Source organism: Ensifer adhaerens (assembly GCF_000697965.2).
Classification (GTDB): domain Bacteria; phylum Pseudomonadota; class Alphaproteobacteria; order Rhizobiales; family Rhizobiaceae; genus Ensifer; species Ensifer adhaerens.
The window spans coordinates 3,003,830-3,025,952 of record NZ_CP015880.1; the positions used below are offsets into that span (position 1 = coordinate 3,003,830).

At 60.7% G+C, this 22,123-nt stretch carries 27 protein-coding genes; 16 read left to right on the forward strand and 11 right to left on the reverse strand.

The annotated features are described in order from the left end of the window. The first annotated feature begins 5 nt into the window (after nt 1-5). The 16 genes from FA04_RS14715 to FA04_RS14795 all read left to right on the forward strand — a co-directional run bounded on the left by FA04_RS14715 (nt 6) and on the right by FA04_RS14795 (nt 8,516). Nucleotides 6-176: a hypothetical protein gene (locus tag FA04_RS14715; protein WP_156553003.1), complete on the forward strand. Its 171-nt coding sequence runs from the start codon at nt 6-8 to the stop codon at nt 174-176. Then, a complete protein-coding gene (locus FA04_RS14720) occupies nt 176-451 on the forward strand; it encodes a hypothetical protein (RefSeq protein ID WP_034806299.1) in 276 nt (91 codons plus the stop codon). Before FA04_RS14715 ends, FA04_RS14720 begins: the two co-directional genes overlap by 1 nt. A 41-nt stretch (nt 452-492) precedes the next feature. Beyond that, nucleotides 493-825, forward strand: a complete 333-nt coding sequence (locus FA04_RS14725; RefSeq protein ID WP_167550702.1) for a hypothetical protein — start codon at nt 493-495, stop codon at nt 823-825. Nucleotides 826-874: 49 nt separating this feature from the next. Beyond that, the gene (locus FA04_RS14730; RefSeq protein ID WP_034806677.1) at nt 875-1,234 is read left to right on the forward strand and encodes a hypothetical protein; all 360 of its coding nucleotides are present in this window, start codon (nt 875-877) and stop codon (nt 1,232-1,234) included. A gap of 88 nt (nt 1,235-1,322) precedes the next feature. Next, nucleotides 1,323-2,078: an ERF family protein gene (locus tag FA04_RS14735; protein ID WP_051659734.1), complete on the forward strand. Its 756-nt coding sequence runs from the start codon at nt 1,323-1,325 to the stop codon at nt 2,076-2,078. Then, a complete protein-coding gene (locus FA04_RS14740) occupies nt 2,071-2,736 on the forward strand; it encodes a lambda exonuclease family protein (RefSeq protein WP_051659733.1) in 666 nt (221 codons plus the stop codon). Before FA04_RS14735 ends, FA04_RS14740 begins: the two co-directional genes overlap by 8 nt. After that, entirely contained in the window at nt 2,736-3,191 is a 456-nt protein-coding gene (locus FA04_RS14745; RefSeq protein ID WP_082936519.1) for a single-stranded DNA-binding protein, read from the forward strand. The genes FA04_RS14740 and FA04_RS14745 overlap by 1 nt, the downstream gene beginning before the upstream one ends. 36 nt (nt 3,192-3,227) lie before the next feature. Continuing rightward, complete coding sequence (locus tag FA04_RS14750; protein WP_234798709.1) at nt 3,228-3,653, forward strand: hypothetical protein; 426 nt, start codon at nt 3,228-3,230, stop codon at nt 3,651-3,653. A gap of 171 nt (nt 3,654-3,824) precedes the next feature. Next, nucleotides 3,825-4,196 (forward strand): HNH endonuclease signature motif containing protein, encoded by a 372-nt coding sequence (locus tag FA04_RS14755; protein ID WP_051659731.1) that lies wholly within the window; start codon nt 3,825-3,827, stop codon nt 4,194-4,196. A 40-nt stretch (nt 4,197-4,236) separates the two neighbouring features. Continuing rightward, a complete protein-coding gene (locus tag FA04_RS14760; protein ID WP_034806292.1) occupies nt 4,237-4,500 on the forward strand; it encodes a hypothetical protein in 264 nt (87 codons plus the stop codon). Between the two features lies 1 nt (nt 4,501). Beyond that, a complete protein-coding gene (locus FA04_RS14765) occupies nt 4,502-5,437 on the forward strand; it encodes a hypothetical protein (RefSeq protein ID WP_034806288.1) in 936 nt (311 codons plus the stop codon). Continuing rightward, nucleotides 5,434-6,225 carry a DNA cytosine methyltransferase gene (locus FA04_RS34315; RefSeq protein WP_034806285.1) on the forward strand — a complete coding sequence of 264 codons (792 nt, stop codon included), beginning with the start codon at nt 5,434-5,436 and terminating at the stop codon, nt 6,223-6,225. Before FA04_RS14765 ends, FA04_RS34315 begins: the two co-directional genes overlap by 4 nt. Then, nucleotides 6,222-6,584 carry a hypothetical protein gene (locus FA04_RS14775; RefSeq protein ID WP_034806282.1) on the forward strand — a complete coding sequence of 121 codons (363 nt, stop codon included), beginning with the start codon at nt 6,222-6,224 and terminating at the stop codon, nt 6,582-6,584. Before FA04_RS34315 ends, FA04_RS14775 begins: the two co-directional genes overlap by 4 nt. After that, the gene (locus FA04_RS14780; protein WP_034806279.1) at nt 6,577-6,882 is read left to right on the forward strand and encodes a hypothetical protein; all 306 of its coding nucleotides are present in this window, start codon (nt 6,577-6,579) and stop codon (nt 6,880-6,882) included. Before FA04_RS14775 ends, FA04_RS14780 begins: the two co-directional genes overlap by 8 nt. Further along, complete coding sequence (locus FA04_RS14785) at nt 6,879-7,085, forward strand: hypothetical protein (protein WP_034806275.1); 207 nt, start codon at nt 6,879-6,881, stop codon at nt 7,083-7,085. Before FA04_RS14780 ends, FA04_RS14785 begins: the two co-directional genes overlap by 4 nt. Nucleotides 7,086-7,511: 426 nt before the next feature. Continuing rightward, entirely contained in the window at nt 7,512-8,516 is a 1,005-nt protein-coding gene (locus tag FA04_RS14795) for a tyrosine-type recombinase/integrase (RefSeq protein ID WP_034806272.1), read from the forward strand. Nucleotides 8,517-8,760: 244 nt separating this feature from the next. Here FA04_RS14795 and FA04_RS14800 read toward each other — a convergent pair whose 3' ends face one another. From FA04_RS14800 to tolQ, 11 genes are all read right to left on the reverse strand, one after another. Continuing rightward, nucleotides 8,761-9,594, reverse strand: coding sequence for an outer membrane protein (locus tag FA04_RS14800; RefSeq protein WP_034806661.1), 834 nt, complete (start codon nt 9,592-9,594; stop codon nt 8,761-8,763). Between the two features lie 188 nt (nt 9,595-9,782). Further along, nucleotides 9,783-10,607 carry an outer membrane protein gene (locus FA04_RS14805; RefSeq protein WP_034806269.1) on the reverse strand — a complete coding sequence of 275 codons (825 nt, stop codon included), beginning with the start codon at nt 10,605-10,607 and terminating at the stop codon, nt 9,783-9,785. A gap of 380 nt (nt 10,608-10,987) precedes the next feature. Further along, nucleotides 10,988-12,340 carry a phosphoglucosamine mutase gene (gene glmM, locus FA04_RS14810; RefSeq protein WP_034806266.1) on the reverse strand — a complete coding sequence of 451 codons (1,353 nt, stop codon included), beginning with the start codon at nt 12,338-12,340 and terminating at the stop codon, nt 10,988-10,990. Between the two features lie 316 nt (nt 12,341-12,656). Then, entirely contained in the window at nt 12,657-14,597 is a 1,941-nt protein-coding gene (gene ftsH / locus FA04_RS14815; protein WP_034806263.1) for an ATP-dependent zinc metalloprotease FtsH, read from the reverse strand. A 100-nt stretch (nt 14,598-14,697) separates the two neighbouring features. Further along, nucleotides 14,698-15,963 carry a tRNA lysidine(34) synthetase TilS gene (gene tilS / locus FA04_RS14820; protein ID WP_051659729.1) on the reverse strand — a complete coding sequence of 422 codons (1,266 nt, stop codon included), beginning with the start codon at nt 15,961-15,963 and terminating at the stop codon, nt 14,698-14,700. A 64-nt stretch (nt 15,964-16,027) separates the two neighbouring features. Next, nucleotides 16,028-17,056 (reverse strand): tol-pal system protein YbgF, encoded by a 1,029-nt coding sequence (ybgF, locus tag FA04_RS14825; RefSeq protein ID WP_034806258.1) that lies wholly within the window; start codon nt 17,054-17,056, stop codon nt 16,028-16,030. A 263-nt stretch (nt 17,057-17,319) separates the two neighbouring features. Next, on the reverse strand, nt 17,320-17,853 hold the full coding sequence (gene pal, locus FA04_RS14830; protein WP_034806256.1) for a peptidoglycan-associated lipoprotein Pal: 534 nt from the start codon (nt 17,851-17,853) through the stop codon (nt 17,320-17,322). Nucleotides 17,854-18,149: 296 nt separating this feature from the next. Continuing rightward, nucleotides 18,150-19,463: a Tol-Pal system beta propeller repeat protein TolB gene (gene tolB, locus FA04_RS14835; RefSeq protein ID WP_034806253.1), complete on the reverse strand. Its 1,314-nt coding sequence runs from the start codon at nt 19,461-19,463 to the stop codon at nt 18,150-18,152. Between the two features lie 79 nt (nt 19,464-19,542). Then, a complete protein-coding gene (locus FA04_RS14840; protein WP_034806249.1) occupies nt 19,543-20,622 on the reverse strand; it encodes a hypothetical protein in 1,080 nt (359 codons plus the stop codon). 9 nt (nt 20,623-20,631) lie between these two features. Continuing rightward, complete coding sequence (tolR, locus tag FA04_RS14845; protein ID WP_034806246.1) at nt 20,632-21,084, reverse strand: protein TolR; 453 nt, start codon at nt 21,082-21,084, stop codon at nt 20,632-20,634. Between the two features lie 27 nt (nt 21,085-21,111). Next, a complete protein-coding gene (gene tolQ / locus FA04_RS14850) occupies nt 21,112-21,834 on the reverse strand; it encodes a protein TolQ (protein ID WP_034806243.1) in 723 nt (240 codons plus the stop codon). Nucleotides 21,835-22,123: the final 289 nt, after the last annotated feature.

Here is a 22,123-nt window from a genome sequence, read left to right on the forward strand (position 1 = left end):
AGACAGTGGCCGAACGCGACGATTTCTACCTGATCGAAGCCCTTCGCGAGTGCGAGGAATATTTCGATAACCGCGCCGACGCCGAGTATTTCCCGGACAGCGCCGCTCCTCGCCCCAACGAAGAAATGAAGCTCCTACAGGTGGTGCGAGACGCGATCAGAAAGGCAGGTGCGTGATGTCCAACTTAACGACATTTAGGCTTCTGTTCGAAGGTGGCCTTCTGGTTGCGACGGCAGACGGCAAGGGCCCATGGGTCAGGTCGCATCAGGCAAAAGAAGAGATCGACCGCCTGAACGACGAGATGACCTGCATGAGCGAGGCGTTTCAATCTTGCCTTCTGGTCTTCCGAGAAGAGGTCATGAACTGGCTCCCCGACAGCGCCGAGGGTGACGCTTTCAAGGCGAAGCTCATTTGCCAGATCGATACCGCCCTTTCCAAAGCCAAAGATTAACCGCCCTACGGGGCCTGAGACAGTCAACCGAACGGAGAACGATGATGGCGCACACACCCGGCCCTTGGCATCTCGAATTCGGCCACCAGCAGCGCGAAGGAGGCATGGCCTACTGGCAGGTTCACGACGGTTCCGACGCCATCGCATGCAACCAGTTTTGCTGGGCGTCTAACTCAGAAGCTAACGCCCGCTTGATCGCATCGGCACCCGATCTTCTCGCCTCCCTGAATGAAGAGCGCCGCATCATTGGTGATCTCGTAGGGCACGCGAGCTTCGTCGAAGCCAACTTCCAGATTGCATACGCCCATCTGCACGAAGCTGAGACCTTTCTCGCGAGCAAAGGGCAGCGATTTTCCGAAGCGGAAGCCGCCTAACCCAACCACTCCACACCCCCACGGGGGAGAGCAACGAGGAATGACCGTCATGGCAAGAGCATTTCAGGTTTCCTACGGCTTCGACGAGGTAAGAGTTTTCGGCGAAGGGCTTCTCGCCTACGGCACGGCAACTCTCGTCCAGGATGGCGACGAAGGCTTTTACGTCTCGACCATCGTCCTCGATGACGGGACACGTTTTGACCGCCGTCATGGCTCGGGAGCCCTCGGGAGCGAGTTCACCAAGCGCCTTTTCGATCTGATCGCAATCGAGATCGAGAACGACAGCCACGCTCAGGATTTCTTCAACGAGAAGTACGCCGAGTACAGCGAGCCTGTCGACGACGACTACCAGTATCAGGCTTGGCGAGACCGCCAGCTAGACGCTGATTGGCGGGAGGCTGCGGAATGATCAGCTTCTTCCACGAGCGCTCGACAGAGCTTTCTTTCGCAATCGCCGTGTTCGCATGGCTTGGGTTTTCTTTCGCAGGAGCGATCTAATGTCCGCAATCGTCAAGCATGAACAGCCGGCAGTCCCGTCAGTATCAGAGAGCGCCGCCATCATTCAGGTGATCGAGCGCGCCGCCATGAACCCGAATGTCGACATCGACAAGATGGAGCGCCTGCTTCAGATGCAGGAACGCATCATGGAGCGTCAGGCTAAGGCCTCCTACATGGCAGCACTCGCTGAAATGCAGCCGGATCTGCCGGAAATCCCTGAGAACGGCAAGGGACATGGCAACATCAAGTATGCCCTCTGGGAAGATATCAACGAGCTGATCAAGCCAGTCCTTGGCAATCACGGCTTCTCACTGAGTTTCCGCACCGGTCAGGCAGACGGCAAGATCATCGTTACCGGCGTGCTTTCGCACAGAGACGGCCATAGCGAAGAAACAACCATGCACCTTCCGACCGACACCAGCGGCAGCAAGAACGCTGTCCAGGCTGTCGGATCATCGACCAGCTACGGAAAGCGATATACGGCTCAGGCTCTCCTGAACCTCACCAGCCGCGGCGATGACGACGACGGGCAGGCAGCAGGCGCCAAGGCCGACAATGATCCTACTGTCACCGAGGCTCAGACGAAGATCATTCAGGAGCTTATCGAGCAGGCTAAGCTCACGACGGAAGGTTTCTGCAAGCGCTGGAAAATTCAGTCTGTAACGCAGGTTAAGGCCAAATCCTACAACGAGGTTATCCAGTCTCTCCGTGCTCGCATCACAGCAATCAAGGAAAAGGAAGCCGCAAATGGTTGATATCGTACAGGGCTCCGATGCCTGGCACATGATGAGGCTCGGGAAGGTTACGGCATCCCGAGTGGCTGACGTGATCGCAAAGACGCAGAAGGGCTATGCCGCCTCTCGTGCCAACTATGCCGCCCAGCTCATCACCGAGCGCCTGACGCTCACGCCGACTGAGGGCTTCACCAATGCGGCCATGCAGTGGGGAACGGATATGGAGCCGGAAGCGCGCTCCGCATACGAGTTCTACCGCGCCGAGGAAGTCGAGCAGGTGCCTTTCGTCAATCATCCGACGATTGGTGATGCTGGCGCCTCCCCTGATGGTCTCGTTGGAACAGACGGCCTTGTCGAGATCAAGTGCCCCCTGACGGCAACACACATCGAGACGCTGACCGGTCGCGCCGCGCCGGCCAAGTACATCACGCAGATGCAATGGCAGATGGCATGTACGGGCCGCAAGTGGTGCGATTTCGTATCATATGATCCACGCATGCCGGAATCCATGCGCTTCTTCTGCGTTCGCGTCGAACGAGACGACCAGTTGATTGCCGAGCTTGAGGCCGAGGTCATCAAGTTCCTGGCAGAGGTCCGCACCAAGGTGGACGAGCTGAAAAGGCTCTACGACCCCGAGCCGGTTTCCCATGAACAAGAATATCTGATGGCAGGTGAGTGATGAGCGGTTCCGTCAACAAAGTGATCCTAATCGGCAACGTCGGCGCCGATCCAGAAATCCGACGTACTCAGGCGGGAACGCCGATTGCGAACCTTCGCATTGCCACGTCCGAGACTTGGCGCGACCGCAACAGCGGCGAGCGTAAGGAAAAGACCGAATGGCACACGGTCGTCGTGTTCAACGAAGGCCTGTGCAAGGTCGTAGAGCAGTACGTCAAGAAGGGCTCGAAGGTTTACGTCGAAGGCTCACTTCAGACCCGCAAGTGGCAGGACCAGAACGGCAACGACCGTTACTCGACCGAAGTCGTCTTGCAGGCATTCAACGGCACGCTGACGCTTTTGGATAGCGCGCCGAGCGGCAACAGCAGACAGCAAGAACGCAACGAAGGCAGCTACGGCAGTCAGCCTGCGGATTTCGGTGACGAAGACATTCCTTTTGCCCCTGAATGGCGGTGATCTATGTCGAAGAGCGAAGCGGCCCCAATCTACGTGATGCGCCAAGGCGACAAGCTGGCCGGCGAAATGCAGATGGACCGAGACGCCATTGCCAAGTTCAAGGCTGGCGACCGGGTCAAGGTAACGCTTCACACTGGCCGCTCCCCTACTCGCCTCCGGTTCTACTGGCAGATGCTTGGGAAGTTGGTAGCCGGGACAGACTGCGCGCCGAACTCGGAAGCTCTGCATAGCGTCATCAAGCTTGATCTTGGATACGCAACGCCGGTTCGCCTGAAAAACGGCATGACCGTGCTTGTCCCAGGATCCATCGCCTTCGACCGCATGACCGAAGAGGAATTCGGCAATTTCCTTGATCGGGCAATCGCCTGGATCGGGACCAACTACGGCGTGACGCCGGAAGAGATCATGAACAACGGAGTTGAACATGAACAGCATGGAACGTCACTTGCAAAAGTTTCCTAACGCACGGCCGGCAACGCTCCGACAGATCCAGGCCACAAACGCCAAGACCGAGCAGCTACGGCGTGAAGTCGGCATGGACGCCATAGTTGATCGCCGGTCTCGGTTTGTAGCTGAGAACGAGCCGAAAGAGACGGTGTTGCAGCGGCTGCTTAGAAAATTCGTGAGGACTTGATGCGCGCGGAGTTTTCGAAGCCAACCAAACGCGAGGCCCTGAAGCGGTCGCGCATGCACTGCGAGGCAGTCGGCAAGATGTACGGCCTTGAGCGTGGTCAGCGTTGCAATGCGCCTCTCGGCTTCGGCGTCGAGTTCGATCACATCGTTCTGGATGCCAATTCCAAGGATAACAGCCTGGATAACTGCGCCGCGGTCTGCATCCGCTGCCACCGCTGGAAGACCGCCAAGCACGACACCCCGATGGCTGCCAAGACGGTTCGCATGCAGGACAAGGCGAACGGGATCAAGAGCAAATCGAAAGGCTTTCAGAAGCCTGCCGGCATGAAATTCAACTGGTCAACAGGGCGATACGAACGGGTCGAGGCGTGATGGCCTTCCCCTCCCCCTTCATTCCCATAGGAGCAGTACAGTGAGCGAGACGAAAGAAAGACTTGGCCGCTTTGGTCACCACCCTGATCCGGCAATCGACTTCTGCGTTGAAGTTGAGACGATCGAGGGCGAACACCTCAACATCAAGATTGGCTTTGAGAACGGGACGCCGACCCTCGACGAGATTCGGAAGCGCGTTGATCGAGCCATGTCCTTCCGCGTCGGCGGCGATCTCAACGCGATAGAGGCCAAGCGCCTATTGCGTAGCATCGAAGCAGACATCGCCCGCTCGAAGGATCGCTGACATGACCGACATCACCGACGAAATGGTCAATGCCTACAAGGCAGCATACAGAAAGCACGTTGACGATTGCCTTCTTGGTCTCATACCGGCTCAGACGGATGATATTATGGTCGAGGCTACACGACGGGGCCTTTCCGCCGCTCTCTCCCGCCCTATCGATCCGAAGGCGGAGGTGGAGCCGGTGGCGTGGCGCTGCCGAGACGAAAAGTGGAGCGAGAAATACTGGCACTACTTCACGAAAGAGCCACGCCACAAAGAGCCCAACGAGGTATGGGAACCCCTCTACGCCTCCCCCTCCATTGTCGCGCCGGCGGGTGTGAAGCCGAAGCCGCTGGAGTGGCAAAACGCGTCCACAAATTGGCGTATGGCCAAGAGCATCATTGGGACATACGCGGTTTGGCCCTCTTCGGCGACGAATTTTCTCGGTCAATGGCTATTGCAGCTTAACGCCGAAACCCTTGCTCTCTACCCTTCCGAGGGAGAAGCAAAAGCCGCAGGCCAAGCACATTTCGATGCGGCGATCCTCTCCGCCCTCACCCCGGCAGAGAAAGCGGGCGTGGGAGATGGGGATGCTCGGGCCGCTGCGATCGAAGATGCTGCCAGCCTAGTTGAGGATATGGTTGATGATGATTGCTTCCCTTTAGCCGAACGTCATCGGATTGCTTCGGCCATCCGCGCCCTCTCGACCACCAAGCCAGCGCAGGGGGATGGAGAGTTGCCCGACGGCTGGAGAATGGATCGTCGCACTTGGCGTCGGTATCCGTTCTACATCGGCGAGGAGGAAGACTTGTTTTTCGTGCGAATGCATCACAAGACCGCTGGTGTCTCATCACATATCGGCACGGCTAACACCCTGACTGGTGCAATCAAGCTCGCGGACAGCCTGGATCTTCCCGACCATGCAGCCGCCCTCGCCGCACAGGAGGGGACGCGATGAGCGGTGCGGCCTACTACAACGAGATCGACCCCTACGCCGCCGCTTGGCTGAGAAACCTGATTGCCGCGGGCCACATCGCGCCAGGCGACGTTGACGAAAGGAGCATCGTGGATGTCCAACCGGACGACCTCAAGGGCTATACGCAGTGCCATTTCTTCGCAGGAATTGGCGGATGGTCACTCGCTCTCAGGCTCGCCGGATGGGCAGACGATCGCTCAGCCTGGACAGGCTCATGTCCCTGTCAGCCGCTTTCGCTCGCGGGACAGCAAAAAGGCCATGCCGACGAACGACACCTCTGGCCCGCTTTTTACAGCCTTATCGAAGAGTGCCGGCCTTCAGAGGTCTTTGGAGAGCAGGTTGCAAGCCCGGATGGGCGGGAATGGTTCGCCGGAGTACGCGCTGACCTGGAAGACGTGGGATATGCCTGCGGGTCCGCCGATCTGTGCGCTGCGGGCGTCGGCGCGCCACACCCACGGCAACGGCTGTATTGGCTGGCCCACCTTAATCAAGCGGGACGGCGCTACGCTTCTCAGAGCGCGTCGAGCACCGAACGCGACGGGCACCGAGCCGATGGCGTGGGTCGGTGGATTGGTCACTGGGATCGTGACGGAGAACAGGCCAGGTTTGCAGATGGAAGCACCCGTAGGACTAAATCCGGCGTGGGCATCATGGTTGATGGGTTTCCCGGCCGAGTGGCCGCAGTCGGCGCCTTCGGAAATGCGATCGTTCCTCAGCTGGCGGCCGAGTTCGTCGGTGCCTACCTCGATATCGAAAGGCTAGCAGCATGACCGCCAAACACCTCCTTTCTGAAATCGTGGCGGGGCTCGATGGGGTGACAGAGGGGCCGTGGGTCGCCAGCGGTGTAACCAGCGTCATCGGCGGCACGCGGTTCATGTTCATCAACAAGGAACCGCTCGGCGAGTTGGTTCGCATCTGCCTGCCGGATCGACCAATCAAGGGCTTCGGCTCCACCGTCCGTGACCAAAAGCACATTGCGAGATGTGACCCGGACAGTCTCCGCGCCATCGCTGCTTATGTCGGACGTCTTGAAAAGGCGCTGGAGCGTATTTCCAGCCCAACGCAATCAACCGATCTCCTTTGGTGGCAGATCGAAGCCCGCGCCGCCCTTGGAGGTTCGAATGAGTGATCTGATCAAAGCCCTTCAATACGAAGGCGAACGGCGGGTGAACGAAAAGGAAGCTGAGTTCGGCAACAGCAAGAGTCGTGCTGACCGTGTCGCTGACGATATCTGCCATCAGGCAGCGAGCCGCATAGAGCAGCTTGAGCGAGAGTTGGCCGCGATGAAGCAGACCTTCGAATTCGTCGTGCGTCAGGCATGGCGAGAAGACCCTCCCCACGCCAATCACAAACTGACCGACACGGAACGCCTTTCCGCGATCAAGTTCTATCCGAGGATCAAGGCAGCGCGACAGGAGCAGAGATGAGCGACATTCTCAGCGAATATGCAGATATCATCAAGGGCGCACAGATCGGTTGCGCAATTCGCGGCCACATGGACGAGGGTGAATATCTCGACCCAGCGCTTTGGGAAGAGTTGCGCTTGCGGTTGCAGAGCATCTATCGCCGCGCGACTGGTGAGCCCATGGCCGTGCTGTCGGTCGATGCAGCATTGCAGGAGGCCCCATGACCTCACCCCTCATCCCACAGCGGGTTAGCGTCGGAATGCTTAGGCGGCTTCGGCTGTTTGACCGGCTTCGGCTTTGGCTCGATGTCTTCCAGAACGGATTCTGGAACCGTCACAGGGTAGCTGTAATCCCGCAAATGCAGCGTCACCTTCCCATCCGGCCATACCTTCGCGATCTCCGCCGATATCCGGCAACGGTCGCCTTTGGTGGGTTTTCTATTAGCCATCACGGATATTTGGGGCGGGAAAGGATCTCGACAAGATGAATACAGCAGAGTTCATCACCCCGGAGCAGTTCGCCGAGCAGTGTGGCGCCTCTCCTCGTAAAATACGGTCGATCGCAAGAGAGATTGGCGCATGCCGAATTATCGGCAATCATATGTTCCTGACACCCAAAGACGTTGATGCAATCCTGGAGGCCAGCCGCCCATGCCCCTCACCATCTACCGCCGTGGCGACATCTGGCACTACCGCGGTACAGTTGCCGGCAGGAGGCTACGAGGCTCTACTGGCACAGCTGTCAAGGAAACGGCTCAAAGAATCGCAGCGGAAACAGAAGCCGAAGCCTGGAAAGGTCATCTTGATGGCCCGGCAGCAATCCTGACATTCTCGCAGGCCGCGGGGCTTTATCTCGCGGCGCAGAAGCCTGACAGGTTCATTCCCGAGCTTGTTTCGTATTGGAAAGACACGCCAGTCAAATCCATCAACTCGGGCAGCGTCAGGCAGGCGGCAATTGTTCTCTATCCCAAGGCCAAGGCGTCAACTCGCAATCGGCATGTGATCGCGCCAACTCAGGCGATCATCAATCACTGCGCCAGCATGGATCTCTGCAACCACCTCAAGGTGCCGCGATTCTCTGTCGACAAGAAGGAGAAGACGCCGGCAACATGGGAATGGGTGCAAGCGTTCATGGCGAACGCAAACCCGCACCTTGGGGCGCTATGCTGCTTCATGTTCCTGACAGGCGCCAGAATCTCAGAAGCTCTGAGCGTGCTTTGGGAGGATATCGACTTCACGACGGGAAAGGCGCTCATACGGCAAACCAAGGTAGGTTCCGAGCGCAAGGCTCATATGCCGGCCGTATTGGTCGCGGCGATTGCGAATATTCAGAGCAATCGAGAGTCAGGAGAAAAGGTCTTCAAATATTCGACGCTTCACACGGCTAAGCCGCAGTGGAGGAAGGTTATCAAGCGGGCGAAGATAAAGCCCCTCACCTATCACGCCTGCCGCCACGGCTTCGCTACGTCGATGCTGCACAATGGCGTTGACCCGATCACGGTCGCCAAGCTTGGCGGGTGGAAATCGGCGCAGCACGTATTTGCCACATACGGTCATGCTATGAGCGACGAAACGCTCGCAGATCGCATTGTTGGCACACCAGCGACACAGACGAAATTGGCAATCGTGGAAAACAAGGCAAAATCAAACGGTTAGAAACCGGAAACTAAAGCCTTCGTTGGGGAAGGGTGTCCCGCCGTCGTCGATATTGGCGGCGGGATCGGAAGTCAAGCGCTTTGTCGCAATCGACAAAATTAATGGCGTCGCGGGCAACATATGAAAATACAGACAGCCACCGCCGAACGATTATTGCCAGGCAACGCCTTCATGTGGGCAACAGGTTGAATCACTTAGGGAAAGAACGCAGCGAACCTGCTCGACTTTCCCGCGGCCGATGGCGCTAGAACGAGAAGCGCAGGCCCGCTCGGATTTCGTGACGGGAAAGACCGTCGTCAAAGCCCTTGTCGCCACGTGCGCCCGCAAGCGCCTCAGTGCCGAAGCCGAACATCTCGCCGTCGGCGATATGGGAGTAGCGGTAGCCGACATCGAGCTTCAGCTGATCGCTGAGGTCGTAGGAAACGCCGGCCATCAGCGCATAGGTGAACCGCCAGCTGTCGCGCCCCTCGTAAGAGGTGGAGCCGGCCGCTCCGGCGCAGGCGCCGCCACCGGCAACGCAGGTGGCCCGTTCGACCGCCGTATCCCAATTGAGACGCGTCACGCCGAGACCGGCGCCAACGTAGGGGGTAAAGCCGGCGAGCGTGCCGAAGTCGACATAGGCGTTCGCCATCAGGCCGAGAGCGGAATAGTCGGCCCCGGTCGAAAACGCGCAGGATGTTCCCGCCCCTTGCCCCGCGCACGGGCTTGCCGATGAGGATGAACCGTTGAACCGGCCCTCGAAATACTCCGCCGTCAGGTCAGCGCGGAACGTGTCGGTAAACTGGTAGCCGACGCCAAGCGACCCGGAAAACGGCTTGTCGAAACGGGCGTTGTCGAAGGTGGTGCTGTCGTAGGTCGACGTGCCCGCATCGAAGGTCCGGTAATAGGGATCGCCTTCGCTACGCCAAGGCGCATAGCCGATATCGCCGCGCAGATAGATCGCACTCGCGCCAGCCGATTCTTTTTCGATGGTGATCTCCGGCGCATTCAGGAGATCCTCATCGGCAGCGAATGCCGCGCCGGAAAGGAGCAGGCCGGCACCAAAAGCGGCCCCGCAGAACCCGTTTCGCCAATCCATGCCCATGCCCTTTCACCACTGCTATCGGTGCGGGATGGCGCACTGCCGTCACCGCTTCGTTCAGCGTTAACTATTGGCAGCGACTGGTTAACCCCCGGTTAACCATGCCTGTTAGGAAACAAGCAAAGAATGGCGGCAACGAAAAAGGCCACCCGAAGGTGGCCTTTCGTATCATCTGGTCTGGCCGATCACTTGTAGACGATCGGCTCCGGCTCGTAGGGCACTTCGCAGACACTGCCGAACGAGTAGCGCAGACCAGCGCGCGCCTCGTGGATGTAGAAGCCTTCGTCGGAGCCCGGACCGCCACCGTTGGCGTAGCCGAACATGTCGCCATCGTCGACCTGGCGGAAGCGGTAGCCGACGTCGGCCTTGAGATTGCAGGTGAGGTCGATGGCAGTACCGGCCATCAGCGCATAGGTGAAGCGCCACTTGCTCTCGCCGTCATGACCGGTCGTCGGGTCGCATTGGCTGGGATCGGCGATGCTGCAGCTGGTGTTGCGCAGCTTGTCCCACTTGACGTGGGTGGCACCGATACCGGCACCGACGTAAGGCGTGAAGGCGCCGTAGGTGCCGATGTCGACATAGGCATTGGCCATCAGGCTCCAGGCGGAAACGGAGGTGACGTCACGCGACCGGCAAGGACCGACCACGCTGCCGCAGTTGCCCAAAGTCGAGCCAGTGAAGTCGGCGCCGCCCCAGTAGTCGGCCGTGATGTCGGCGCGCAGATAGTTGTTGAACTGGTAACCGACACCAACGCCGGCGACCCAGGAATCATCGATATCGGCGGTTTCGAAACTGGTGATGGAGCCGCCAGGCCCCCCTTGGTAGTAGTTCGCGCCGCGCAGATTGTTCCAGGCGTAGCCGACGTCGCCGCGTAGGTACCAGCCGCTGGTCTGGATGACCTCGACCGGCTGTTCCGGCACCGGCTCGATAGGCGGTTGATAGACATCCGCAGCAAAAGCTGCCGTGCCGCTGAGCAAGATCGCAACAACGCCACTCAAAATTCTCTTCATGGCCCACTCCAATAGATTCCGTTGCTTGGATCACCGTGAAAGCGGTGCCCAAATCCCGTTGTTGTTGTGGATAATGAGGAGCAAAGGTTAAGTTCCGATTAACTACAAACGTTTACCGCGTTTGTTAAGGAATCGGCATATTCTTGTAGTTGTCGTGCAGTTTACTGGCTGCTGCCCGAGATCACATAAGGTAGAGCTAAATAGAACGGCAGAACAACACTCTCTTTTGTCGTGATGGTTGCAGGTTCTGTTCCCCAGCGGAGTTCTAACGGGAAAATGGCCCGGACCGCGGCGACACTACCGGGCAAAAGCAACAGGCAACGGGAAAAAAGAGGCCGGCGCTTCGCACCGGCCCTGGAGGGAAGTCGATTGGTACCGGCTTAGGCGGCGTTGCGCACGCTGCCGATGACATTGACCAGTTCGTCGACGATGCGCTCGACCTGGCCGCGATCGTCGCCTTCCGCCATCACGCGGATAAGCGGCTCCGTGCCGGACGGGCGGATCAGCAGACGACCGGATTTCGCAAGCTCCGCTTCCGCATCCGCAATCGCCTGGCGCACGGTCGCGTCTTCAAGCGGCTTGCCGGCCGAAATGCGCACGTTCTTCAGCACCTGCGGCACTGGCTCGAAGCGGTGGCAGACCTCGCTCACCGCCTTGCCCTGACGCTTGATAACCGCAAGGATCTGCAAGGCCGCAACAAGACCGTCGCCGGTGGTGCCGAAATCGGAAAGCACGATATGCCCCGACTGTTCACCGCCGACGTTCAGTCCGTCCTGGCGCATCTGCTCGACGACATAGCGGTCGCCGACCTTGGTGCGGCGCAGGTCGATGCCGCGCCCTTTAAGGTAACGCTCGAGACCGAGATTGGACATCACGGTCGCCGCAACGGCACCGCCGCGCAGCATGCCGTCCTCGGCCCAGCTGTCGGCAATGACGGCCATCAGTTGATCGCCATCGATGACGGTACCGTTCTCGTCGACGATCAGCACGCGGTCGGCGTCGCCGTCGAGCGCGATGCCGATATCGGCGCGCACTTCATGGACCTTCTTGGAAAGAGCAGCCGGATGCGTCGAGCCGCAGTCGAGATTGATGTTGAGGCCGTTCGGCTCCGTACCGATGGTAACGACTTCGGCACCCAGTTCCCAAAGGGCGGTCGGCGCCACCTTGTAGGCCGCGCCATTGGCGCAATCGACGGCGATCCTCAGGCCCTGCAGCGTGACATCGCGCGGCAGCGTGCGCTTGGCATGTTCGAGATAGCGATAGATGTCGCCATCGACGCGCTTCGCGCGGCCGATGTCTTCCGACTTCGCCAGCTGGCCCGAGAGATCCTGGTCGAGCAACGCCTCGATCTTCTGTTCGATGTCGTCGGAGAGCTTGTAGCCATCGGGGCCGAACAGCTTGATACCGTTGTCCTGGAAGGGATTGTGGGACGCCGAAATCATCACGCCGATATCGGCGCGCAGCGAGCGGGTGAGCATGGCCACACCCGGCGTCGGGATCGGCCCGAGCAGGAAGACGTCGAGACCGGCCGCGGTGAAGCCCGCCACCATCGCGTTTTCGAGCATGTAGCCGGAAAGACGCGTGTCCTTGCCGATCACCACCCGGTGGCGATGGGCGCCATTGCGAAAGATCGTACCGACGGCGATGCCGACCCGCATCGCCAGATCCGGTGTCATCGGAAACATATTGGACTGGCCGCGAATACCGTCGGTGCCGAAATACTTGCGCTTCATAAGAGCTCCATCGTTCTGCCGGGTCAGCGCTGGCTTTGCCAGTTTCGCCTGTCTGCGGGGTGCGCGACTGGGTTTCATTGACCGGACCTCATTTCATATCGGCGGTTGCCGTACGCCTCCGATCGTCGTGCCCACCAATGGCCATGCGATCGCGACACATGAGTCTTCTTTGACACAAAAGTGCAGCAAACGGCAGCGAGCCTAGCATCAGAAATCATTACATCCCGTTACCAAATGCCAGGTGCAAAATCGCCAACGAAAAACCGCCGCTCCACTCAAGGAACGGCGGCTTCAATACATGGCCGACAGGTGTCGGTTATTGCGGCTGCGGCTCGAACCCGCCTTCGGACTCTTCGCCCTTGCCCGCCGAGCCTTCCTTCTTGGCACCGGCCGAGGGAACGGCCGAGCCACGATGCGGCGGCGTGTCGTCGCCGAGATCACGTGCCGGCTTCTCCCCGCGGATCAGCGCCTTGATTTCTTCGCCAGTCAGCGTTTCGTATTCGAGCAACCCTTCGGCAAGCGCCACGAACTCGTGGTTCTTCTCCGTCAGGATTTTGCGGGCGGTCTCGTAGGCCTCATCGATCAGACGACGGATTTCGTTGTCGATCTTCTGGGCGGTCGCTTCCGACACGTTCTTCTGCTGAGCAACGGAGTGGCCGAGGAAGACTTCCTGCTGGTTCTCGCCATAGGAAACCTGGCCGAGCTGGTCGGAGAAGCCCCATTGCGTCACCATCGCACGGGCAAGCTTGGTGGCCTGCTCGATATCCGAGGATGCGCCCGAAGTGATGTTCTCCTTGCCGAAGGTCAGTTCTTCGGCGACGCGTCCACCCATCATGATGGCAAGACGCGAGACCATCCACTTGTAGCTCATCGAGTAGCGGTCGCCTTCCGGCAGCTGCATGACCATGCCGAGCGCGCGACCGCGCGGGATGATCGTCGCCTTGTGCAGCGGATCGGCCGAGGGAACGTTGAGCGCGAGGATCGCGTGACCGGCTTCGTGATAGGCGGTCAGCTTCTTCTCGGCCTCGGTCATCGCCGACGAACGACGCTCCGCGCCCATCATGATCTTGTCCTTGGCATCCTCGAACTCGAGCATGGTGACAAGACGCTTGTTGCGACGGGCGGCCATCAGGGCGGCCTCGTTGACGAGGTTCATGAGGTCGGCACCGGAGAAGCCGGGCGTACCACGTGCGAGCACCTTGAGGTCGACGTTCGGCGCCAGCGGCACGTTGCGCACATGAACCTTGAGGATGCGTTCGCGGCCGTTGATATCCGGGTTCGGCACGACGACCTGGCGGTCGAAGCGGCCCGGACGCAGCAGTGCCGGGTCGAGAACGTCAGGACGGTTGGTCGCCGCGATCAGGATGATGCCTTCGTTGGCTTCAAAGCCGTCCATCTCGACCAGCAACTGGTTGAGCGTCTGTTCGCGCTCGTCGTTGCCGCCGCCGAGACCGGCGCCGCGATGACGACCGACAGCGTCGATTTCGTCGATGAAGATGATGCAGGGCGCATTCTTCTTGGCCTGTTCGAACATGTCGCGCACACGGCTGGCGCCGACGCCGACGAACATTTCAACGAAGTCCGAACCGGAGATCGTGAAGAACGGCACGTTGGCTTCGCCGGCAACCGAGCGGGCCAGCAGCGTCTTACCGGTACCGGGAGGACCGACGAGCAGCACGCCGCGCGGAATGCGACCGCCGAGGCGCTGGAACTTCTGCGGGTCGCGCAGGAATTCGACGATTTCTTCCAGGTCCTGCTTGGCTTCGTCGACGCCGGCGACGTCGTCAAAGGTGACGCGGCCATGCGCTTCGGTCAGAAGCTTGGCCTTGGACTTGCCAAAACCCATCGCTCCACGCGAGCCGCCCTGCATCTGGCGCATGAAGAACAGCCAGACGCCGAGGATCAGAAGCATCGGAAGCAGGGTACCGATATAGCTGAGGAACCCGGACGAACCGTCGGTTTCCGGGCGAACCGTGACCGTCACGTCCTTGGCTTCGAGGCGCTCGGTCAGCGCCGTATCGACTGATGGCGCGTAGGTCTGGAAGGTTGCGCCGCTTTCGGAATAGCTGCCGATCACTTTCGAGCCGGTGATCACGACTTCCTTGACGCGGCTCGCATCCACGTCCTTGAGGAATTGCGAGAACGGAATCTCGCGCGAGCCGGTGCGCTCCGTCGGCTGTTGGAACATGCTGAACAGCGCGATCAGCAGAAGCGCTATGATTGCCCAAAGGGCAAGATTACGAAAATTAGGGTTCATCGAACTCCCCGGAACCTGTCACGACCCGCGCATTTCGCGAGCCGCTGTCTTGCTCCCTAACATAGGGTTCTGGTGACGTATTGCCAAGGCAAACCGCCGGCTACCGTTCCATTTCTGTCAATAGATCGTGAACCGGCGGCGGAGGATAAGGCCCTCGTCCGAACAATCCGGCGATCCGATCGGCCATGATCCGGTCGAAACCCGGCAAAAAGGTGTCGTAGAGCCCGATCCGCGGCTCGATTGTGATGGATGCGACACTTTCGCCGTTCTCAGACCGGACCCTCGGCGCCGTAAGCGATGCACGACCGGCAACGCCCGGTGGCAAGCCTGCGGCAATAAGTCTCTGCTGTTGTGGCCCGCCTCGGCCCTCTGCCGCGACGGAGATGGGCGCGCTTCCGCCATTTCGCACATGGAAGCGGCCATCCCATGTTGCGGTCTCGCCGCCTGCAAGCGTCAAAGTCGTCAGGCCCCGCGCCTCGCGATAGAGGTAAAGCCCGCTTGCGCGGCGGTCGAACACGCATCTTCCGGCCGTCATCCTACCGAGCGTTGTCTCTCGCAGAAACGCCGCCACCCGCTTCACCGTATCTGCGGCGGGGATATGCGCGCGGCCGCCGACCACGGCCACCAGCGCGAGCAGCGCCCGCTGCCAATCGACGTCGTCGCGGTGTTCGGCGAAAGCAAGCGGGATCTCCACCACCAGGCCTGCATGCACGCGCACATGGCGGGTGATTAAGGCGGCAGCCCTTGTCGACGACCGGGCCCTGGCTCCAGCATCCCATGCCCCCTCCTCCGCTCGCGGTGCATGCGCCAGTTCAGCCCGGACGCGGACCCGCTCGAAGGTCGTGTTGGCGTTGCTCGGATCATCGAACCAGGTCACGTCACGCGTCGCGAGAAAGGCGCGGATCGAGGTCCGATCAAGATTAAGGAACGGCCGCAGCACCCAGATCCGGCGGTCGTAAAGCGTGGCGCGCGCCATGCCGGAAGCGCCCGGCCCCGTCGCCCTTTGCATCCGCATCAGGATCGTTTCGCGCTGGTCGTCGCTGGTGTGGCCGGTGACGATACAGCCGGCATCAAACCGCTCGGCGGCATCCGCCAGCAGCCGATAGCGCGCCTCGCGCGCCGCCGCCTGAATACCGGTCAGCGGTTTGGGGCCATCCCAACGCTTGATGAGGTGCGGAACGCCGATGCTTGCGCAGAAGGCGGCAACGCCTTGCGCTTCCGCAGCCGATTCCGGCCGCAGGGCGTGATCGACCGTACATGCGGCCAGGGAAAATCTGTTGGGGTCGCTTGCCTCAATCGCCTCGTTCAGGGCGAGAAGCAAGCCCTTGGAATCGCTCCCGCCGGAGACGGCAACGAGGATACGCATCGGGCGAAGACAGGAGGCGAGAAATCGTTTTGCCGTTTCGACAACGGCTGTCGGCGCTGGAGCCTCAGCAGCCAAAGCGGCTCTGCTCGCTCGTCACCTTCGCCTTCACCGCAGGCGAGGCCTTGGGATAGCGCTTGTTGACCTCGCCCAGCGTCGCGCAGGCGGTTTCCTTGTTGTCGAGCGCACCGAGCGACATGCCGAGCTTCAACAGCATTTCGGGCGCCTTCGGCGATTTGCCGTGGGCCTGATGCGCGTTCAGGAAGGTCTTGGCGGCGTCGCTGTATTTGCCTTGCGAATATTGGGCTTCACCCAGCCAGAAGCTGGCATCGGCTGCCTTGTCGCCCTTCGGAAACGCGGCCAGGTAGTCGCCGAATTCCTGCTCGGCAGTGCTGTAGTCCCCCGAAAGGACATGACCGTAGGCCGACTGGTAGAGGTCGCCGGGATTGTCGAGCGATGCAGTCTGCTGGCTGCCGGGATTGCTGTTCAAGCCGCCGTCGGCCGGTGCGCCGGAATCGACGCCGGGAAGCGTGGCGTTTGCGCCCGGCCGCCCATCCGTCGTCGCTGCGACCGGATTGCCGTTCTCGTCGAACACGATCTGTCCGAGTGTCGACGGCGGGGCCGCGCCGTTGCCGCCCTGGCTTGCTCCGGGCGAAACGCCCGAAGACGCCATGTCGTTGCCGCCGGCTGCGGGCGCCATGGTCTGGCTATCCGTCACCCCCGGGGTGACGGACGCCTGATCGCTGGTTTTCGGCGTCTGCAGAGCGCCGCTCTTCTTGGGGGAGGCCTTGCCGCTTTCCAGATCCTGGAAGCGGAACTCGTTGTCCTCCTGGAACTTCCGGATCTGCTCCTGCATCTGCAAGAGCTGGAAGCTCATTTCCTCGATACGCCCGTTAAGCGAGCGGATCTGTTCTTCGAGCTGGCCAATCCGTGCGGTTTCGGCCGACTGCACCTTTACGACGGGCAGGTTCTGCGCGCCGCTGTTGGTCTCAGTCGTTCGGGCCAGCAGCCCTGAAAGAGGCATGGCGTTCGCCGTCTGGCCGAGACCCGCAAGGGTCGCAAGACCGATCAGGCCCGCCACGACAAATTTCTTCATTTCATTTGTCCTGTTCGAATACCGGTTGTCCCACCCTTGACCAGGGGCCCGCAATACATCTCGCCGAGTCATCTGGGTGATTGCCGCACAGTTTTCCAATTGCCCTGAAAAAGCAACGGAGTTCGGCCAAAGTGTGGTAAAAAAGCAAAGGGCGGCCAAGGGCCGCCCTTTTAATTTAGCGATCTGTGATCTCCGGAACACGCAACGCCTCCTGGGATCAAGTCGCGATTGCGGGCCACACAATGCGCGCGGCCGCGGCATCATTACATGCCGGCGCCACCGAGAACGGTAACGGCGCGGCGGTTCTGCGACCAGCAGGAAATGTCGTCGCAAACGGCGACCGGCTTTTCCTTGCCGTAGGAGATCGTCTTCATGCGGTTCGACGGAACGCCCTGGCTGATCAGGTAGTCGCGGGTCGAGGCCGCACGGCGGGCGCCGAGCGCCAGGTTGTACTCGCGCGTGCCGCGTTCGTCGGCATGGCCTTCGATGGTGATCGCGTAGTTCGGGTACTTGGCAAGCCACTGGGCCTGACGAGCGAGCGTCTGCTGCGCGTCGGCGCGGATCGAGGTGGAGTCGGTGTCAAAGAAGATGCGGTCGCCGACATTGACGGTGAAGTCCTGCTGCGAGCCCGGCGTTGCCGAACCGGCGCCACCGAGACCGAGTTCGCCAGCGCTGCCCGGCAGGTTCTTCTTCGATGCACAGCCAGCCAGGGCAAGCGTCATGACCAGGGCGATCATGACCGGGTTGCGAGCGATGGTCTGCATGCGGCCTGCGGCCGGGGTGTCAATTCGGCTCATACGCCGGTCTCCTTGAGAAGTGTCTGAATTCACGGTTGCCAGACTGTAACCGGAAGCGGTTAATCGCTATTCAACAGTTATGGTTAACAAATCGATAATTTCGGCTCGGGCCCTGCTAGACCAGCACTTTGCGGCGAGAAAGCGGCATCATTGCCACATTTTCCCGCCGCAAATCGGATCAGCCTGCAGCGGGATCAGGAAAAAAAGAGGCGGCTTTCCGCCGGCCTCCCGCCCTTAAGCGGACGAGAGGCGATCACGTTACTGGCTTTGGATCGGACGATCCAAAGCCACGTGAACTACTCGAGCAGCGGCGACCAGGCCGGGTCGGATGCGAAGCCCTGCGTCTGGATCAGCTGCTCGTTGTAACCCGACAGATCGATCGAATAGAGCTGCGGTCCGCCGGAACCGGCACCCTGGCGGAAGAACATCAGGACACGGCCATTCGGCGCCCAGGTCGGACCCTCGTTGTGGAAGCCGGTGGTCAGGATACGTTCGCCCGAACCGTCGGTCTTCATCACGCCGATCGAGAACTTGCCGCCCGACTGCTTGGTGAAGGCGATGAGGTCGCCACGCGGAGACCAGACCGGCGTCGAATAGGAGCCGTCGCCGAAGGAGATGCGGCGCTGGCCGGAACCGTCGGCACCCATGACGTAGATCTGCTGGCGGCCACCGCGGTCGCTTTCAAAGGCGATCTGGCTGCCATCCGGCGAATAGGACGGGGCGGTATCGATCGCGGCGGTGTTGGTCAGGCGCGTCGTGGTGCGCGAGCGCAGATCCATTGTGTAGATGTTGGCGTTGCCGTCCTGCTGCAGGCTCATGATGACCCGCTGGCCATCCGGCGAGAAGCGCGGCGAGAAGGTCATGCCGGGGAAGTTGCCGACGACCTCGCGCTGTCCGGTTTCCAGCTGCAGCAGGTAAACGCGCGGCTGCTGGTTTTCGAACGACATGTAGGTGACTTCCTGGCGGTTCGGCGAGAAGCGCGGCGTCAGAACGATGTCGTTGGAATTGGTGAGCGCACGGGCGTTGAAGCCGTCCTGGTCCATGATGGCGAGCTGACGCTTGCGTGCCGTCTTCGGGCCGCTTTCGGCGACATAGACGATGCGGGTGTCGAAATAGCCCTTTTCGCCGGTGACGCTCTGATAGATGGCGTCGGCGATGATGTGGGCCACGCGGCGCCAGTTTTCCGGCTGGGTGAAGAACTGCTGGCCGGTCATCTGCTTGTTACCGAACGTATCCCACAGGCGGAACTCGGCCTTCAGCCTGCCGTCGCCTTCCTGCGTCACGCGGCCGGTGACGAGCGCCTGCGCGTTGATGACCTTCCAGTCCTCGAAACGCGGCGTCGCATCCGGATTGCTGATCTTCTCGATGAACGCTCCCTTGTTGATCGGCGCGAACAGGCCCGAACGCTTCAGGTCCGCCGCAACCACGTCGGAAATCTTCTGGCCGAGTTCGCCCTGGAGAAAGTCCGTGACAGCGATCGGCAGCGGTTCGACGTTGCCCTTGTTGATGTTGATTTCAACTTCAGCATTTGCCGGTGTCACCGCCGCCACGACGGCGGCTAACATGCCCGCGGCCACCATCAGGGCGCGGAAAAGAGAGACCTTGATCATAGGGACAAGCCTTTCAGCTTCGTACGAAGGGTTTGCAGGGGTGGTTTGCTATCCGGCATGGGTTCCAATCCCGGCAGCTCTAGAGTGCGAATTCCGAGGGGTCGAAATTCAGCACGAGGGTATTCCATCCTTTTTCGCCCTCATATTTTTCAGGCGGGAGGTTCTGTAGCGGGGCCGAACGGCGGATCGCGCGCAAGGTGCTGCTTTCAACGGCACGGCGCGTACCTTCCGGACCGCCGGTTGCGGTAACCTCGGGTGTGCCGACGATATTGCCGGCGGGATCCAGCTGCACGCGCACCGTGACACGCACTTCCTCGACGCCGGTCAGGCCTGGCGTCAGCGACCAGTTGCCCTGGATCTGGCCCTTGACGCCATCGATCTCGTTGGCGCTCAAGCCCACACCAATGGTTTTCTTGCCGCCGAGCGCCGCTTCCTGTGTCGAGCGCTTGGCACCACCGGCGGAGGGATCCTGCCGGTTGAGAAGGGCGGCGATCTCGTCGGCGTTGAACTTGCTTTCCTCGGTGGAGGCAGCTTTCTTCTGTTCCTTCGGCGTCGCCTCGTTCTTGCGGTCTGGCGTCTTGGCGCTCTGGGCGGGCTTTTCGACCTTCGGCTTTGCCGCCGGCGTCGGCACCTTCTCAGGTAGCGCTTCGGCTTCCGGGTTCTCGGCCGGCTTTTCCTCGGCGGGTGCCGGCTCCGGCTTCGTCTCCGGCTTCACTTCCTGCTTCGGTTCGGGCAGAGCGGCAACTTCGGTCGCAGGTTCGGAGGCGGGCTTGGATTCCTCTACTTTCTTGATCTCTTGCTCGACCGGATCGGGCGTCGGCTCGGGCTTCTCGTTCTTTTCCGGAGAGGCCGTGGCTTCGCTCTTCGACGGCTTGGCGTTCGGCGTCGGCGGCGTCTTCAGGTCGGTATCGTTGTCGCCGATGTTTTCGGCAGGCTGGTTGGTCTCCGGCCGCTTGGTCGGAACCGGCGACGAGGTCTCCTTCTTCGGCGCCTTCTTGTCGCCCTGCTGAACCTGCGTCATCTCCGAATAGGGAACGATGTCGACAGGCAAAGCCTCGACGTCGGCGACCTGGAAGTCAGCCGGGCTGCCAAGCGACACCAGCGCCCAGGTCAAGACCATGGCGTGGAGGACAGCAGATGTAGCGAGACTGCCCTTCATCGTGGACGATCACTTTTCCTGTTCTTGCAGCGTGACGAGGCCGAGGTTCTTGAAACCGGCGGCCGAGATGCGGGCCATGACCTTCATGACCGTGCCGTAGTCGGCATTGGTGTCACCGCGCACATAGATGCGCTCGTTGTAGCCGGTGGTGGCGATCGCCTCGAGCTTCGGCACCACTTCGTCGATGGCGATCGCGGTTTCCTGCAGGTAGATCTCGCCTGCCGGGTTGACCGAGACAGTGATCGGCTGCGTATCGGAATTGAGCGCCTTTGCCTGCGTTTCCGGCAGATCGATCGGCACGCCGACCGTCATCATCGGTGCTGCCACCATGAAGATGATCAGGAGCACGAGCATGACGTCGACGAACGGCGTCACGTTGATCTCGCTCATCATGGCTTTCTTGCCGCCGCGGCGACGACGTCCGCCACCCGAACCCTTGGCTCCGCCAACCGACATACCCATCAGCGTGGTCTCCGTACTCTCTGGCGATTACTGCGCGGCCTGGCGCGGGTTCTGCAGCTTCTCGTCGATCTGCCGCGACAGGATGGCGGAGAATTCGTCGGCGAAAGCTTCCATGCGTGCCGACAGCTTGCCGGCGTCGGCCGAGAACTTGTTGTAGGCGATAACCGCGGGGATAGCGGCGAGCAGGCCGATCGCGGTGGCGAGCAGTGCTTCGGCGATACCGGGCGCCACGACCGCAAGGTTGGTCGACTTCGAACCGGCGATCGCCTGGAACGAGGTCATGATACCGACGACCGTACCGAAAAGGCCGATGAACGGGGCGGCCGAACCGATGGTCGCGAGCGAGCCGAGACGGGCTTCCAGCGATTCCGATTCCCGGGCGAGCGTCACGTCCATGGCGCGGTCGATACGCATCTGCAGGCCGATCGGCGAACGGGCGCCGCGCTCGAAGCTCTTCTTCCATTCGCGCATGGCGGACACGAAGATCGCACCCATGCCGGCCGTCTGGCGGTCGGCGAGCGTGCGGTAGAGTTCTTCCAGCGACTGGCCGGACCAGAACACCTGCTCGAAGCTGTCGAGCTGGCGGCGGACGCGGCCGTAGTTCAGCGTCTTGTCGACGACGATCGCCCAGGTCCAGACGGAGGCTGCGACCAGCCCCAGCATGACCAGCTTCACGACGAAGCCCGCTTGCATGAATAGCGACCAAAGGCTCACATCGTGTGTTGCCGCGGCCAATCCAACCTGTTCCATCGTCTTCAGTCCCCGAATCCAAACACCCGGCAAGAGCGGTTCATGCTCGTGACCGGGTAGCCCAAACGTCCTGTTTGCAAGAGTGCCCGGCACCGCCGCAGATCGCACCATCGCGACCTCAATTAGCTTTAGGTTGCCTTCTTGCCGTCAATTTTGGTCAAAGGATGACGTGCACTGCACAAATCCTGATGCGATGATTAAGACACCATTATGGTTAAGAGACCGTTACCGTCGTGTGTCTTTGCAGTATCACCCGGCGGTCGGAACTTAAGCGTTGCCGAGTACGTTC